Here is a 13038-nt window from a genome sequence, read left to right as displayed (position 1 = left end):
GGGCATCCACGAACAACGAGAATCGATAGACGCTTTGGGGGCTACTATGGATTCGCTCTTCGAATTGGACACAGGGCGCCCTTGACGAGAGACAATAGGCGTTTCCCTTTCACCAAGGATACGCCCATTGGCCTGCTGCCGGTTTCGTGGACACCGAGATAAGGTGTTTAGCGGAAGTGGAGAGTTGGAATGCAGAGAGGGAAGTTCAGCCGCGAGTTTAAGCTTGAGGCAGTGAGGCTAGTGAAGGATCGAGGCGTTGCGGTGGCGCAGGCCGCGCGCGATCTGGACCTTCATGAGAACGTGTTGCGCAAGTGGGTCCGAGAGGCGCGCGGTGATCCGCAGCATGCCTTTCCCGGGCACGGACAGATGAAGCCGGAGCAGCTCGAGATTGACCGACTGCGCAAGGAAGTCGCGAAGCTGAAGGCGGAGCGCGACATCCTAAAAAAGGCCGCAGCCTACTTCGCGAGAGAAGTGACGTGAGGTTCGCTTTCATCGCGAGGCACCGGAACATCTGGCCGGTGGCATGGCTGTGCGACGCTCTGGATGTGTCCCGCTCAGGCTTCCATGCCTGGCTTAATCGCAGTCCCAGCGCTCGTTCCCGGTACGACGAGATCCTCGTATCCAGGATCGATCGCTGCTTCAAGAGCAGCGACCGAACCTATGGCGCCAGGCGCGTCTGGCACGATGTTCTGGCGGAAGGCCTCTCCTGCGGCCTGCATCGCATAGAAAGGCTCATGCGGGAGAACGGGCTGCGGGCCCGGCCTCGGCGACGTGGGTTGCCGAAGGACACCGGTCAGCGAGCCGCAGTGTCAGACAACCTCCTCGATCGCACCTTCCAGGCATCGGCACCGAACCAGAAATGGATCGCCGACTTCACCTATATCTGGACCGCCGAAGGATGGCTCTATGTTGCCGCCGTCATCGATCTGTTCTCCCGGCGTGTCGTCGGCTGGGCGATGAAGGCGCAGATGACGGCGCAGCTCGTCGCTGACGCCCTGATCATGGCGATCTGAGGAGAGGCAAGCCCGACAGCCTGCTGCATCATTCGGATCAGGGATCGCAATACACCAGTGAGCAGTTCCAGCGCCTGATGTCCGACCACGCCATCACATGTTCGATGAGCCGGTCGGGCAACGTCTGGGACAATGCTGCGATGGAAAGCTTCTTCTCGTCGCTCAAAACCGAGCGGACAGCCCGCAAGGTTTATAGAACGAGAGACGACGCCAGGGCGGATGTGTTCGATTACATCGAGCGCTTTTACAACCCTCGGCGAAGGCACTCGACACTCCGCTATCTGAGCCCCGTAGAGTTCGAGGAACAAGCTATGCTAGCTTAACCTCGTGTCCGAAAAACCGGCAGCAGGCCAAAGGTGGCACCCTAGGAGCGCGAAATCCACCGAGCCAGGGTGCCAAGGAGATTGCGTCCCAGAGTATGTGGCCGGAAGGATTTGCGATGAGGAGCCGCAGGGGTATCGCTGGGCACTGAAATGGGAGGAGCCTGCCATTGCCCCTTTTCGATCCGGTCCCGCTCGTCACTCTCAATGGTAACCTCTAGCGAGGGGTCCCGAACCCATTCCCATCGGTCTCGCTTCCAGTATTCGAGAACGCGAACCGCCATTGTGTTCATGCTGTCCCCGGCAACACAGGTAATTTTGGCGCTCTCGTGCAAATAGGTCCCCTCGCTGTGACGCGGTGGGTCGCCATAGAGGAACTCGTAGTTGTGGCGAATAAGGTCAGCCTGTGAATGGTCTTCCATGCTCGGGAACATCGGCCTGTTAAAAGAGCAGCAAACGGTAAAGGTGCGTAGGCAGGCCTGACACACGACCTCTACAAGCACCGCTTCATTGCAATATATGTTCCCGGTACGGCGCGGGGTGAACGGCTCATAGCGCGGGACCCCATATTCATCATACCAGAGTGGCGGTGTTGGGATGCGCGATAGAATGTCGTCGTATTTTCCGTGCATGACGATGCGTGACTCCTAGTCAGTAAGCCGGAATCTGGCACGCGCCTGCCAGTCAGGCCAGCATATTGATGGAAATCCTCTCCTCAGACTGTGAACCTAGGGAACCGCTCAAAGGCCCTCGCCTTGGCCGCCACGGTCACCTCGCCATAGTCGGCGCCTATCGATCCCGGGGCGTGACCGCAGATGGCATCCAACACGCTATCCTCAATGCCGGCCTGTCGCCCAATGGTCTTGAAGGTGTGGCGCCAAGCATGGTTGGGGCGAACGCGGGGGTCCGTCACGGCCTTCCGCACCGACTCCGTAACGCGGTTCTTCATGGTCCGCCATGAGCCACGAAGTTCCCCATTGGCGTCCGGCGTGATGAATAGATGCCCGGCCTTGGCGCTTGCCACAAAGTCAGGGAACCCAAGGTCCACCAAGTGGCTGTGAAGCACGACCTCACGGAACTCCTTGTCCTTCACTGTGTAGGCCTCTGGCGTGATGGTGAGGACCCACACCTCTCCGCTGCCAGCTCGGTCCTCGGGCGTTCGCCCTGCTGCTAGGCTCACCTTCCTCAGGTCCGTCTTGCGGAGCTGCACAATCTCACCCACCCGGGCCCCCGTGTAGGCACACAGCCAGGGAACCCAGCGTTTAGCCGCTGCGGTCTTGGCGTCTTCCCTGGGACCTTTGCGGTAGTCGGCAGCGTGCTTCAGGATCGCTCGGGCTTCCTCCTCCGTGAAATCCCGGGCTCGTGTTCGGACTGTCTTGGCGGGACGCAGCGTGATGCCCACCGCAGGATTGACCTGAAGTTTGCGATTGGTGACCGCCCAGCCGAATAGGGCGCGGAGGGCACTGAGGTCATTGTCCTTCACGGTTCGCGCATTGATGCCGTCCGCTAGCCGCTTGTTCTTGAAGGCCACGATATTGTCAGCCGTGACGCGGGCCGCATCGTCATGCCCAAGGAACTCCTTCAGCCGTTCCATCTTGCGGCTGTAAGCCTCATAGGTCGATTGCGTGACCCCCACTGCCTTGGCCTCTGCCCACCATCCCTCTACGATGTTTCCGAGTGTCAACTTGCCGTTGTCCCCCACAGTGACCGGCTTAGAGGGCTCCCCAGACGGTTGCCACGCGGGGAACCTTTGGGCCTTGGGGTCCGGCGAATAGTCGCCCTCCGCCTGCCTCTGACGGCTCGCAGCGGCGTCCCGTAGCGCGTCCCGGAAGGCCCCCAGGAGGATGAGCCGGCTATGGCTGTCCACCCTGCGGATGCCGTGGGCAAGCAACAGGCGATCCACGATGGAACCAAGGACGGCTTCCAGGGCTTCTGTGTCATCAGCGGGTAGAGCGCTCAGTTTCTCCCTGAGGTTCTCCCAGGCGGCAGCCATTTCGTGAGGCAGCGGGGGAGGCTCAGGGGTCCACGTCCCGTCGAATCCGATGGTGCCCGAGACGGTGCGGTCGTTCTCCTCTTCATTTGCCCATGCGAGGTAGAGGAGCCCGGCAAGGGCGGTGGCTTGCTTCGCTGTGAGGGAGACCGGGGCGTCCTCTCGGAGGCTGCGCCAGATGGCTTCCAGATACGCCACAATTTCGGCCTGTCGAATCTTGGCGGTCACGGGGTCATCCGTGCGAAGCGATATGCGGAGGGACCCTTTGGCCATGGCAGGCGTTACGGTGATCGCTTGCGTGGCACCCCCAATGGGAACGCTGAGCTTCATGCCGAGCGCCTGCGGCTGCACGCCCTTGGGAATTCGCTGAACGAAGTAGCGACTGCGGGTGCCTTTCCGCTGCATGGACATGACCATCCGATAACGCATTGTGTGCCACTTTTGTTGTACAGTGGCGCAATCCTAACTGTCTGACAACACGTAACTTATTGACCTTGAAGCCAAAAAGATCAGCGCTGGTGCGGACGGCGGGACTCGAACCCGCACCCGGTTTCCCGAAGCAGATTTTAAGTCTGCTGCGTCTACCATTTCGCCACGTCCGCAGCGCCGGCCTTGCTTAGGGCCGGAATCATGTCGGCTCAAGCCTATTCTGTCGGCTTCCAGCCATAGAGCCAGTCATAGCGCTCCAGCAGGCGCCGGCCGCCGAGGGCCGACAGCCCGAGGTCGCGCGCGGCGGCGAGGGGCCAGCGCCAGTGGTAGCGCTCGCCATTGCTGCGCGCCTCGGTCTGGATCCGGGTGACACGAGGCAGACGCTGTCTCGACCAGTCCTGCAGGCGGGCGGGAACATCCCCGTCGACGGCGCCGTCCAACCGGGCGGCCAGTTCGGCCGCATCCTCGATGGCCGCCGCGCCACCCTGGGCGATGAAGGGCAGCATGGGGTGGGCGGCATCACCGATCAGGGCGATATTGCCAGTGGCGATCCGGCTGTCGGCGCGGCCTTCGAACAGCGGCCAGGTCCGCCATTGCGGCACCATGGCGAGCAAGGCGCGCAAGCGCCCATCCCAGCCGGCATAATGGGGCAGCAGTGCCTGCACGGGTTGCGGCGTCGACCAGCCGGGGCCGGCGTCTTCGTCGTGCGTCACCGCCACGAGATTGAGCGCCTGCCCCGAATGCACGGGGTAATGCACGAAATGCGCGTTGTCGCCGAGCCAGAGCCCGGTCACCAGGCCTTGAAACAAGCTGGGGGCGTCCTCACTCGGGATCACCGCCCGCCACGCTCGCCGTCCAGCGAAACGGGGCGGCTCGAGGCCGAGCAGGGGCCGCAGCTTCGACCACAGCCCGTCGGCGCCAATCAGTATACGAGCGGAAACATCGGTGTGGCCACCGGCGAAGGACAGGATCGCCCGCCGCCCGTCCTGTCGGGCCGCATGGATCTCTTGTCCCAGCTTCAGCGGAATGGCGTGCTGGCGCACCGCCTCCACCAGCACGGCCTGCAGGTCGGCGCGATGGATGACGCCATAGGGGGCGCCCCAGCGTTGGCGGCATTGGTCGAGCGGAATTTGCTGGATCAGGCCGCCGGTCGCGCCTTTGCGGATGCGCACCGCCTCTATCACCGCCATATGCGCCTCGAGCGCCGGGCCGAGACCGAGGCCGAACAGGACGTTGAGTGCATTGGGTGTGAGCTGGATGCCGGCCCCCGCCGCCTCCAGCTTGTCGGCGCGCTCATAGATTTCAACCGCAAAGCCGCGCCGGGTCAGGGCCAGGGCAGCCGTCAGCCCGCCGATGCCGGCGCCGGCGATCGCGATATCCATGCCGGGTTCAGGCGGCGTTCGCGGTTACCGTGCAGGATGCCGGGTCCGAGGTACCTTCCGCCAGCTTGGGATCATATTTGTAGAGCGTGGAGCAGTAGGAGCACACCGCCTCGTCGTCCGACCCGAGGTCGATGAAGATGTGAGGGTGATCGAAGGGAGCGCTCGCGCCCTGGCACATGAATTCCTTCGAGCCGACGCGAATGACCTTCAAGCCGAGGTCATTGTGGAAATGGGGAATGGAATGGCCTGCCATTGATCTTCAGTCCGCGATTTGGAGTGCCCGATGTCGACCTGGATGTGGACTTGGGGTCGGTAATTTTCTCTCGCGCGGACCATAGCGGCGCCGCACGGGATGCGATAGGGGCTAAAGAGATCGAGAGCAAAGGAAAACCGCGCCGATGCAGCGTTTTGATCATGATGGCGTCGAAATCGCCTATATCGACGAGGGGGAGGGCGAGCCCATCCTCCTCATTCACGGCTTCGGCTCGAATCATCAGGTGAACTGGGTCGGCACCGGCTGGGTCGACCTGCTCACCGGGCAGGGCCGGCGAGTCGTCGCCTTCGACAATCGCGGCCACGGCGAGTCCTCCAAGCTCTATGATCCCGCCGCCTACCACCCCGCCGTGATGGCCGGGGATGCCGTCGCGCTGCTCGACCATCTGCGTATCGGTTCGGCGACCGTGATGGGCTATTCCATGGGCGCCCGCATCACGGCCTTCCTGGCGCTCGAGCAACCCCAGCGCGTGGATGCGGTTGTATTCGGCGGCCTGGGCGTGCGGCTGGTGCACGGCGAAGCCCTGCCACCCACCATAGCGGCGGCCATGGAAGCGCCCTCGCTCGACGACGTGCCGGATCCGATCGGGCGGATGTTCCGCGCCTTTGCCGACAAGAGCGGCGCGGACCGACGGGCCCTGGCGGCCTGCATCCGCGGATCCCGGGTCCAGCTCAATCCGGCCGAGGTCGCGAGGATCCTGCAGCCGACCCTGATCGCCGTCGGCACGCGTGATCCGATTGCGGGCTCCGCACAGGAACTGGCGGCGATGATGCCGAACGCAGCCGTGCTCGACATTCCCAATCGCGATCACAACCCGGCCGTCGGCGACAAGGTCTACAAGCAGGGCGTTTTGGCATTCCTCGCAGAGCAGGGCGTCTAAATGAACATTGGCACTGGCGGCATCGCTGCGCTAAAAAGGAAAGAGGTACCTTCCATTCAGCGGATAGGCAGATGAATCAGTCGAAGCGCCTGGTTTCCCATGGGCTTGAGGTCGTCGACCCGGTATGGAGCCGGATCAGGGCGGAAGCCGAAGCCGTAACCCATGCCGAGCCGCAGCTTTCCAGCTTCATCTTCGCCAATATCCTGCAGCTCAATTCGCTGGAAAGCGCCGTGGTGCAGCGCATCGCTTCGCGCCTGGATCATTCGGACATGCCGGCGACCCTGATCGCGCAGGCCTTCGGCAAGGCGCTCGAGGCCGACCCGAGCATCGCCTCGGCTATCCGCGCCGACATCGCGGCGGTGATCGATCGCGACCCGGCGGCCAATCGCTATATCGAACCGATCCTCTACTTCAAGGGCTTCCATGCCCTGCAGACTCATCGCCTGGCGCATTGGCTCTGGAAGGCGGGGCGCAGGGATTTCGCGCTCTATCTGCAGAGCCGTTCCTCGGCCGTGTTCCAGTGCGACATCAACCCGAACGTGCCGATCGGGCGCGGCGTCTTCCTCGACCATGCCACCGGCCTGGTGGTCGGCGAGACGGCGGTGATTGGCGACGACGTCTCCATCCTGCAGGACGTGACACTGGGCGGCACCGGCAAGGAAACCGGCGACCGTCATCCCAAGATCGCCCGCGGCGTGATGATCGGGGCCGGCGCCAAGATCCTCGGCAATATCGAGATCGGCCAATGCGCCCGTGTGGCGGCGGGCTCCGTCGTGCTCAAGGCGGTGCCGCGCAACACCACGGTGGCTGGCGTGCCCGCTCGTGTGGTCGGGGAGGCGGGCTGCGCCGAGCCATCGCGCAGCATGGATCAGATCCTGCACGGCCCGCTGCCGGACGACATCTTCTGGCACGACGTCGGGCTCTAGGTTTCCGTTACGAAAGACGGATGCAAAAGTCGAATTTTACGATGGTCTTTTGCGACAATGAAAACTCAGTAATTTCATTGAGTGCGTAAGCTGTCGGAAAAATCATGAGGTCGGCGACGAATTTAGCTCGTGGCTGATCTGCTCGACGCGCCGCGCTCGGGTGTCCGCTTTTTTTGCGCCGGTCACGGCTTCCGCATATTCTCTCCGGCGTGTGTAGCTCAACGCAGCCCAAGCCTTTCGGCCGGAAGGTCTAAGCGCCTTTTCAAGATCAGGTGGAATCTCGATGGTCCGCTCACCCACGTCGAGTTCAAGCTCCACGTCCAACGTTTCACCACCTTCGAGGCCCGCCGCCTCCCGGTTGCTCTTGCGCAGCGGAATACAGATTTGCCCTCCCATAGACGCGATGGTACTGCGATATGTATAGCCGTTCAGCGTGACTTTGACCGGTGCGCGGACCTTGCCAAAAACTGGCTTCGGGTCGAAATCCAGAGGGATGAAACAGGCGGAGCCGTCTCTTACGATTTTAGTTTTGAAGGTCTTTTTGGCCATTGGACCTCCTAGTTCTTTTCGCAAATGTCCGGCAGAACGTGTGAAAAACTGTTGAGAGGACGATGAGTTCGAGTGGCACGTCGAATTTCGAGGCTCTGCCGAGATTTGGCAACTGGCAGCGTTCGGAATTGATCCGGTGGGCATGATATGCCCTCTGCAGGACGCAGTGAGAGTATCCGACGACCAGATCAGTTCCTCATCCAAGAAGGCAAAGAAGTACAACATGCCGGTGGAGGGGAGCGTCGGGCCTCCTGGTTTCAACGGGGTCGAGGGGAGCTCCGACAAGTTTAGTTGAGCCAGAAAATGAAGCGGCAAGCCTTCACCATTTCTGGGCCATTCCAAATCGGAGGGTAAGTCAGGCAACCCGCCGAGTCGGTTCGAAGTATTCGCCGACGGCGTGCGGCGAAGCCAGATTCCAGGTTCACACAGGCTGTCCACTTCGGCCGTCGTCGATATTTCATCCATCGTTTTTCCCCGCTTGGCAGCTATTCCGGCGACTTCGGGCAGCGAACATGCCATCCTGTACCGGATGCCATCGTCCGGTACGACGTCGCGCTCTAGGTTTTGGTAGCGAAACTCGCCTGCAAAATTCAGGAACTGTGTAAGGAACGGAGTCCACTCACAATCTGTTGCTGGCGCTCTCCCGCGGGCTACGGAATTGCCGTCAAGAAACGTAGGTCCGGATAAAGCCGCCCAATGACAGCACCTCTCATGGCAATCGCGAGCGGATCGTGAAATATTTTTAGGGCCTTTCTTGCGTCCGCGTGCGTGAGCCAGCCGTCGCTGAGACGCCAGCGGCAAAAAAAGAGCCAATCGAGATTGCCTCGACGTGCGAATTCTAAGCTTTTTCGTTCCTGGTCGGCCGTGGCAGGAGAGCTTCTTTGGGCATTCTTCCCAAAAATGACGCGCTGTGCTTCGTAGAATGCGACACTACTGGCCACTGACGCTATTACATCTGCCTCGGTGATTGTTACGATCCGATCCATTTCAGTGCGAATGTCCTCCGGCACCGTATCGATGGCCCGGACAACGGCGTCGGCAAAACGAGCGTCGGACGGAACATCGATCTCCCATTCCCGGGGCAGATGGCGCCAAAGAATGGTTTCGGCTGCCTTGGTCCAACTGCCATCTGCGATCAAGCCCAATGACTGCAGGACCGACTGCACATCCGGCGCGGCATGAGCAGGACCAAGCCCCCAGGCCGAGCGGATGTTCGGCGCAGGAAGAGGTGGTGCGTCAGCTACGCTATAATCGATCAATCCGCCCCGATTTGGAGGAGCGGGTATGCTTCCATCCGGAAGGCGATATATGAGCAAATTCTGCTGCTTAGCCAGTTTGAGGACTGCAACACATACGTCGTCCCAACGGGGCAAAATGTCAGGTAACCGAGGATTTTTGCGCGGAACAGCGCCATAACCGGCTTCATCGGCCTGACCAAGCGCCACCAGCGCTTCGCAACCGATCTGATAGGCCGTCATGGACATATCTTCCCAGCCCCGCGTTCCTTCGAGGGAAAAGGGAATGTTGCGCGACAGGAAGTCGATGACATCCATCGGCCAATGAACAGCTAAGTGACGCGCATTCAACTCGCCGGCTCCTCCTGCTGGGCTTGGAGCTATATGCCCTCAAGCGATGGCCATCTTCTGGACGCCACGAAGGTCGATACAATCAGAGCGCGACACGATGTCCCGCAGGGGCTGAAGTGTGCAATTGCGAGGTTGCCAGGGGTTATGTGGAAAAGGTGTTGCACCTACGACGGCCGTGCTTTCATCGCCTATCCTTTTCATAGCTCCGAAGGTCGGGCGGTATGGTTGCCCAGCCTACCTTCGACTGGCACCAGCTTTGGTAGGCAGGCTGAACGTTCGATGGATCATCCAGAATGCCAGCCTTCACATACACCACATCGGGATGCCTAAGGGACGACGTGTAGAGTGGAGAGCCGCAGTTCCGGCAGAAATGCCGCGTCAGTTCGTTGCCACTATCTGCAGTTTTGGCGAACGATCCGATCTCGCCTGACGTTACCCGAAACGTTTCGGCCTGGAAGGGCACGCTGACGTTGAAGGCGCTCCCCGTGCACTTCCTGCAATCCTCGCAATGACAATAGGCGGCTGGGCCGGCCGGCATTCCACATGAAATGCCGACTGATCCACAAAGGCATGAGGCGGTGATCTTTCTATTCATAGGGCGACTATCGCACTTGATCGAAGTGCTGCAAAGATAGCCACGGAACCCTTGATTGGCCCGACCATCCGGAATGGCCGCCAGAGCACTCACGGCTCTGCATTCGACCCTTTACCGTAATGGATGAAACGCTGCTTTCCCCGGCATACACAGGCCCTCGGCCCGCATTCTCTTGCGAAGCGCGTGTTGGCATGGCAAAGCCCCCTGATGGCGGGCGGCAATGCCGCCTGGCGCATCCAACCGAGGAAGTCTAGTGGACAAGAAAGATATGCAGCGTGTCGAAGCCTATCTTCGACGCACCTTCGGCAATGCCACCATTCGCGTCGTGCCTCGTGCCCGCAAGACCGACAGCGCGGAAGTCTATATCGGCGAGGAGTCGGTCGGCCTGGTCTCCGAGGACAAGGAAGACGGCGAGACTTCCTACGATTTCCACATGGCGATCCTCGATATCGATCTCGAGGACTGATCGGCCGGTGGATTTGGCATTTTGGGGATTGCAGGCGTCCTCGCCTGCATCTTCCCACGCCGCAGCGGCCGCGTGTCCAAGGGCAGGCGGGGGTGCCCGCGATCCCTTGGCGTTCGCTTGGCCACAGGCGTGCACTCGTTCCTAAATCTGAGTTGGAGCCCTGCCATGCCCCTCTATGCGCTCGACGATATTGCACCAGCCGTGCCAGCGGATGGTCACTATTGGCTCGCTCCCGACGCGCAGGTCGTCGGCCGGGTCATTTTGGGAGAGGATGCCAATATCTGGTTCGGCGCAGTCTTGCGCGGCGACAATGAGCCGATGACCATCGGTGCACGCTCCAATGTCCAGGACGGTGCCGTGCTGCATTCCGATCCCGGCTTTCCCCTCACCATCGGCGAGGATTGCACGGTCGGCCATTCCGCCATCCTGCATGGCTGTACCATCGGGGCCGGCAGCCTGATCGGCATGGGGGCCACCATCCTGAACGGTGCGCGTATCGGAGAGGGCTGCCTGGTGGGCGCCAACGCGCTGATCACCGAGGGCAAGGAGTTTCCGGATCATTCGCTGATCGTCGGCTCGCCGGCGCGGGTGCTCCGTCCCCTCGACAAGGAAACCGTCGCCAGGCTCAAGCAGTCATCGGCGCATTATGTCGCCAACGCCAAGCGCTTCGCCAAGGGACTGAAGAGGGTCGATTAAGGCGTCAAAGCAATTGCGGTTTTGGGATGCTAGCTGGAGTGTCGATCTCCAGATCGACATTTTTTGAGACTATGTCGATCTGGAGATCGACACTCCGAATTCGTCAATTGCCCTTCGCCGACACGATCGACGTGGTCTGCGTGTCGCCGAGCGAGACCCAGGCATTCTGGTCGGACTGCGATTGGCGCTTGACGTAGCGATAGCCAGTGGCGCGCCAGGACAGGATCTTGGTTTCCTGGTTGTCGAGAACGAATTCGCCGCGGTCGGTCTTCACCATCAGCACGGCATGGCCTTCGTTCTTCTTGTCACGCACCACGGTGATCAGCAGGGCCGAGCGTGGCCAGCCGGCATCGATCAGCAATTTGCGCTTGAGCAGGACGTAGTCCTCGCAGTCGCCCTTGCCATTGGTGGGGTAGGCCCACCATTCGACCTTGCCGTAGTTGTCGAGATCGGTAACCGGCTTTACCGACTTGTTGACCTGGTCGTTCAAGGCGATCAGATCCTTCCAGGCCTGGCGCGAGAGCACGATGTCGCGTGCTTCCTGCGAGCCCGACTTGCAATCGCCCGGATTGTCCTTGCAGAACTGCAGATAACCAGACGGCGGCGTGGTGACATCGCCCACGGGAGCATAGATCGGCATGGCACTGTGGCCGGCGGCGGCAGCCTGCGATTGCGGCAGCGCTGCCGTTGCGAGCGCTATGGCTGCGAAGGCGGCTTTGGGCGCCATCCGGCTCAAATTCGACCTGATCCTGATCCCGAAGCGCATCACAATCTTCAGACCTGTTTTGCCCGCCACCGGATGTTTACCCAGAGAGCAGGGCCAATTACCCGTTCCCGACGTCAACTTCGCACAAGGCCTGGGGCCGCACAACGCTCTTGCCGCAGAAAAAACAAGATCAACGCGAAGGACGGGATGTCATAACCCATTGAAAATATTCATGTTAACGCTCGATTAACCATGATTTCCCGTTTTCCACCGACGGTCGGCAACGAGGGGATGCGTGGCACGATTGCCACGGTTTTGTCACCTTTGGCGGGGCAGATTTGGTTAATGTCGAGTGGCTTCGACGCCGATATTGTCGATGAGGCGGGTCGCTCCCAGCCGGGCTGCCACCAGCAATCGCACGGGTCCCTGAGCGAGTCCGGTGACCGGGGCAAGACTCACTGCCTGCCGCGCCTCCAGATAGTCGAGTTCGAAGCCGCCGGCCGTGATGGCGCTGCGCCCGGATACCAAGGCTGTCTCGAGATCGGCGCCCTTGATGAGAGCGTCGGCAACCTGCCTGAGGGTGCGATGCAGGAGGGGAGCCTTGGCGCGCTGTTCCGGCGCGAGATAGCGGTTGCGCGACGACATCGCCAATCCGTCGGCTTCGCGCACGGTCGGCACGCCGACCACCGTGGTCGGCAGATCGAGATCGGCAGCCATCTGGGTGACGACGCAAAGCTGTTGATAGTCCTTTTCGCCGAACATGGCGATGTCGGCGCCGCTTTGACAGAACAGCTTGGCCACGACCGTCGCCACGCCGGCAAAATGGCCGGGGCGGAAGCGGTCTTCCAGGCCGGCCTGTGCCGGCCCGGCGACCGAGACAGTGGTGGCGAAGCCCTGTGGATAGACCTGGCTGACATCGGGGGCGAACAGGAGGTCGCAGCCGACATCCCTGAGCCGGGCGAGATCCGCCGCCTCCGTGCGAGGATATTTGGCGAGATCCTCGCTCGGTGCGAACTGGGCGGGATTGACGAAGATCGTGGTCACCACCCGGCTGGCCCGCTGGCGAGCCTGCCGCACCAGGGTGATATGGCCGTCATGCAGGGCGCCCATGGTCGGCACCAGGGCGACCGTCTCAGCCGCTTCGCGAAAACGCTTCACGGCCAGGCGCAATTCCGCCACGGTTCGAACGACCAGAGTTTGGCGTGCCATCCCTTACTCCGCAGATC

Annotated in this window: 12 protein-coding genes, 1 tRNA gene and 2 pseudogenes; 5 read left to right on the top strand and 10 right to left on the bottom strand. The window is 61.3% G+C overall.

From position 1 onward, the window contains the following. Positions 1-189 precede the first annotated feature (189 nt). Positions 190-1336: pseudogene (locus ACN6KF_RS10570) on the top strand (IS3 family transposase). A gap of 712 nt (positions 1337-2048) precedes the next feature. Here ACN6KF_RS10570 and ACN6KF_RS10565 read toward each other — a convergent pair. The 4 genes from ACN6KF_RS10565 to ACN6KF_RS10550 all read right to left on the bottom strand — a co-directional run bounded on the left by ACN6KF_RS10565 (position 2049) and on the right by ACN6KF_RS10550 (position 5387). Next, the gene (locus ACN6KF_RS10565; protein ID WP_475422022.1) at positions 2049-3551 is read right to left on the bottom strand and encodes a site-specific integrase; all 1503 of its coding nucleotides are present in this window, start codon (positions 3549-3551) and stop codon (positions 2049-2051) included. A gap of 288 nt (positions 3552-3839) precedes the next feature. Then, positions 3840-3925 (bottom strand) — tRNA-Leu (locus ACN6KF_RS10560). A gap of 42 nt (positions 3926-3967) precedes the next feature. Further along, positions 3968-5134 (bottom strand): FAD-dependent monooxygenase, encoded by a 1167-nt coding sequence (locus ACN6KF_RS10555; RefSeq protein WP_434956802.1) that lies wholly within the window; start codon positions 5132-5134, stop codon positions 3968-3970. A 7-nt stretch (positions 5135-5141) separates the two neighbouring features. Then, positions 5142-5387, bottom strand: a complete 246-nt coding sequence (locus tag ACN6KF_RS10550; protein ID WP_434956801.1) for a zinc-finger domain-containing protein — start codon at positions 5385-5387, stop codon at positions 5142-5144. 145 nt (positions 5388-5532) lie between these two features. Here ACN6KF_RS10550 and ACN6KF_RS10545 point away from each other — a divergent pair, with 145 nt between their 5' ends. After that, a complete protein-coding gene (locus ACN6KF_RS10545) occupies positions 5533-6288 on the top strand; it encodes an alpha/beta fold hydrolase (RefSeq protein WP_434956800.1) in 756 nt (251 codons plus the stop codon). 71 nt (positions 6289-6359) lie between these two features. Then, positions 6360-7214, top strand: a complete 855-nt coding sequence (gene cysE / locus ACN6KF_RS10540) for a serine O-acetyltransferase (RefSeq protein ID WP_434956799.1) — start codon at positions 6360-6362, stop codon at positions 7212-7214. 102 nt (positions 7215-7316) lie between these two features. Here the strand turns inward: cysE and ACN6KF_RS10535 are convergent, their stop codons facing one another. The 4 genes and pseudogenes from ACN6KF_RS10535 to ACN6KF_RS10520 all read right to left on the bottom strand — a co-directional run bounded on the left by ACN6KF_RS10535 (position 7317) and on the right by ACN6KF_RS10520 (position 9944). Next, positions 7317-7763, bottom strand: coding sequence for a YdeI/OmpD-associated family protein (locus ACN6KF_RS10535; RefSeq protein WP_434959648.1), 447 nt, complete (start codon positions 7761-7763; stop codon positions 7317-7319). Positions 7764-7949: 186 nt separating this feature from the next. After that, positions 7950-8228: pseudogene (locus ACN6KF_RS10530) on the bottom strand (DUF1963 domain-containing protein); the annotation flags it as partial. A gap of 185 nt (positions 8229-8413) precedes the next feature. Continuing rightward, positions 8414-9349: a hypothetical protein gene (locus ACN6KF_RS10525; protein WP_434956798.1), complete on the bottom strand. Its 936-nt coding sequence runs from the start codon at positions 9347-9349 to the stop codon at positions 8414-8416. A gap of 181 nt (positions 9350-9530) precedes the next feature. Then, a complete protein-coding gene (locus tag ACN6KF_RS10520) occupies positions 9531-9944 on the bottom strand; it encodes a GFA family protein (protein ID WP_434956797.1) in 414 nt (137 codons plus the stop codon). 253 nt (positions 9945-10197) lie between these two features. Here ACN6KF_RS10520 and ACN6KF_RS10515 point away from each other — a divergent pair, with 253 nt between their 5' ends. Continuing rightward, entirely contained in the window at positions 10198-10410 is a 213-nt protein-coding gene (locus tag ACN6KF_RS10515) for a DUF3126 family protein (protein WP_434956796.1), read from the top strand. Between the two features lie 165 nt (positions 10411-10575). Then, on the top strand, positions 10576-11106 hold the full coding sequence (locus ACN6KF_RS10510) for a gamma carbonic anhydrase family protein (RefSeq protein ID WP_434956795.1): 531 nt from the start codon (positions 10576-10578) through the stop codon (positions 11104-11106). Positions 11107-11209: 103 nt separating this feature from the next. On the opposite strand, the gene ACN6KF_RS10505 is transcribed toward ACN6KF_RS10510, so the two are convergent. Further along, positions 11210-11833, bottom strand: a complete 624-nt coding sequence (locus ACN6KF_RS10505) for a transglutaminase-like cysteine peptidase (protein ID WP_434956794.1) — start codon at positions 11831-11833, stop codon at positions 11210-11212. 321 nt (positions 11834-12154) lie between these two features. Next, positions 12155-13021, bottom strand: coding sequence for a pantoate--beta-alanine ligase (panC, locus tag ACN6KF_RS10500; protein ID WP_434956793.1), 867 nt, complete (start codon positions 13019-13021; stop codon positions 12155-12157). Positions 13022-13038 lie beyond the last annotated feature (17 nt).

Origin of the sequence: Labrys methylaminiphilus subsp. lupini, assembly GCF_051161885.1 — a bacterium.
Lineage (GTDB): Bacteria > Pseudomonadota > Alphaproteobacteria > Rhizobiales > Labraceae > Labrys.
The sequence above is the reverse complement of the archived record's forward strand: the minus strand, read 5'-3'. Positions and strand labels throughout refer to the sequence as shown.

What these genes read in the sequence shown, in the direction of transcription:
- ACN6KF_RS10555 (WP_434956802.1), bottom strand. Translation starts at nt 5,134, where the DNA reads ATGGATATCGCGATCGCCGGCGCCGGCATCGGCGGGCTGACGGCTGCC.
- ACN6KF_RS10550 (WP_434956801.1), bottom strand. Translation starts at nt 5,387, where the DNA reads ATGGCAGGCCATTCCATTCCCCATTTCCACAATGACCTCGGCTTGAAG.
- ACN6KF_RS10545 (WP_434956800.1), top strand. Translation starts at nt 5,533, where the DNA reads ATGCAGCGTTTTGATCATGATGGCGTCGAAATCGCCTATATCGACGAG.
- cysE (WP_434956799.1), top strand. Translation starts at nt 6,360, where the DNA reads ATGAATCAGTCGAAGCGCCTGGTTTCCCATGGGCTTGAGGTCGTCGAC.
- ACN6KF_RS10535 (WP_434959648.1), bottom strand. Translation starts at nt 7,763, where the DNA reads ATGGCCAAAAAGACCTTCAAAACTAAAATCGTAAGAGACGGCTCCGCC.
- ACN6KF_RS10520 (WP_434956797.1), bottom strand. Translation starts at nt 9,944, where the DNA reads ATGAATAGAAAGATCACCGCCTCATGCCTTTGTGGATCAGTCGGCATT.
- ACN6KF_RS10510 (WP_434956795.1), top strand. Translation starts at nt 10,576, where the DNA reads ATGCCCCTCTATGCGCTCGACGATATTGCACCAGCCGTGCCAGCGGAT.
- ACN6KF_RS10505 (WP_434956794.1), bottom strand. Translation starts at nt 11,833, where the DNA reads ATGGCGCCCAAAGCCGCCTTCGCAGCCATAGCGCTCGCAACGGCAGCG.
- panC (WP_434956793.1), bottom strand. Translation starts at nt 13,021, where the DNA reads ATGGCACGCCAAACTCTGGTCGTTCGAACCGTGGCGGAATTGCGCCTG.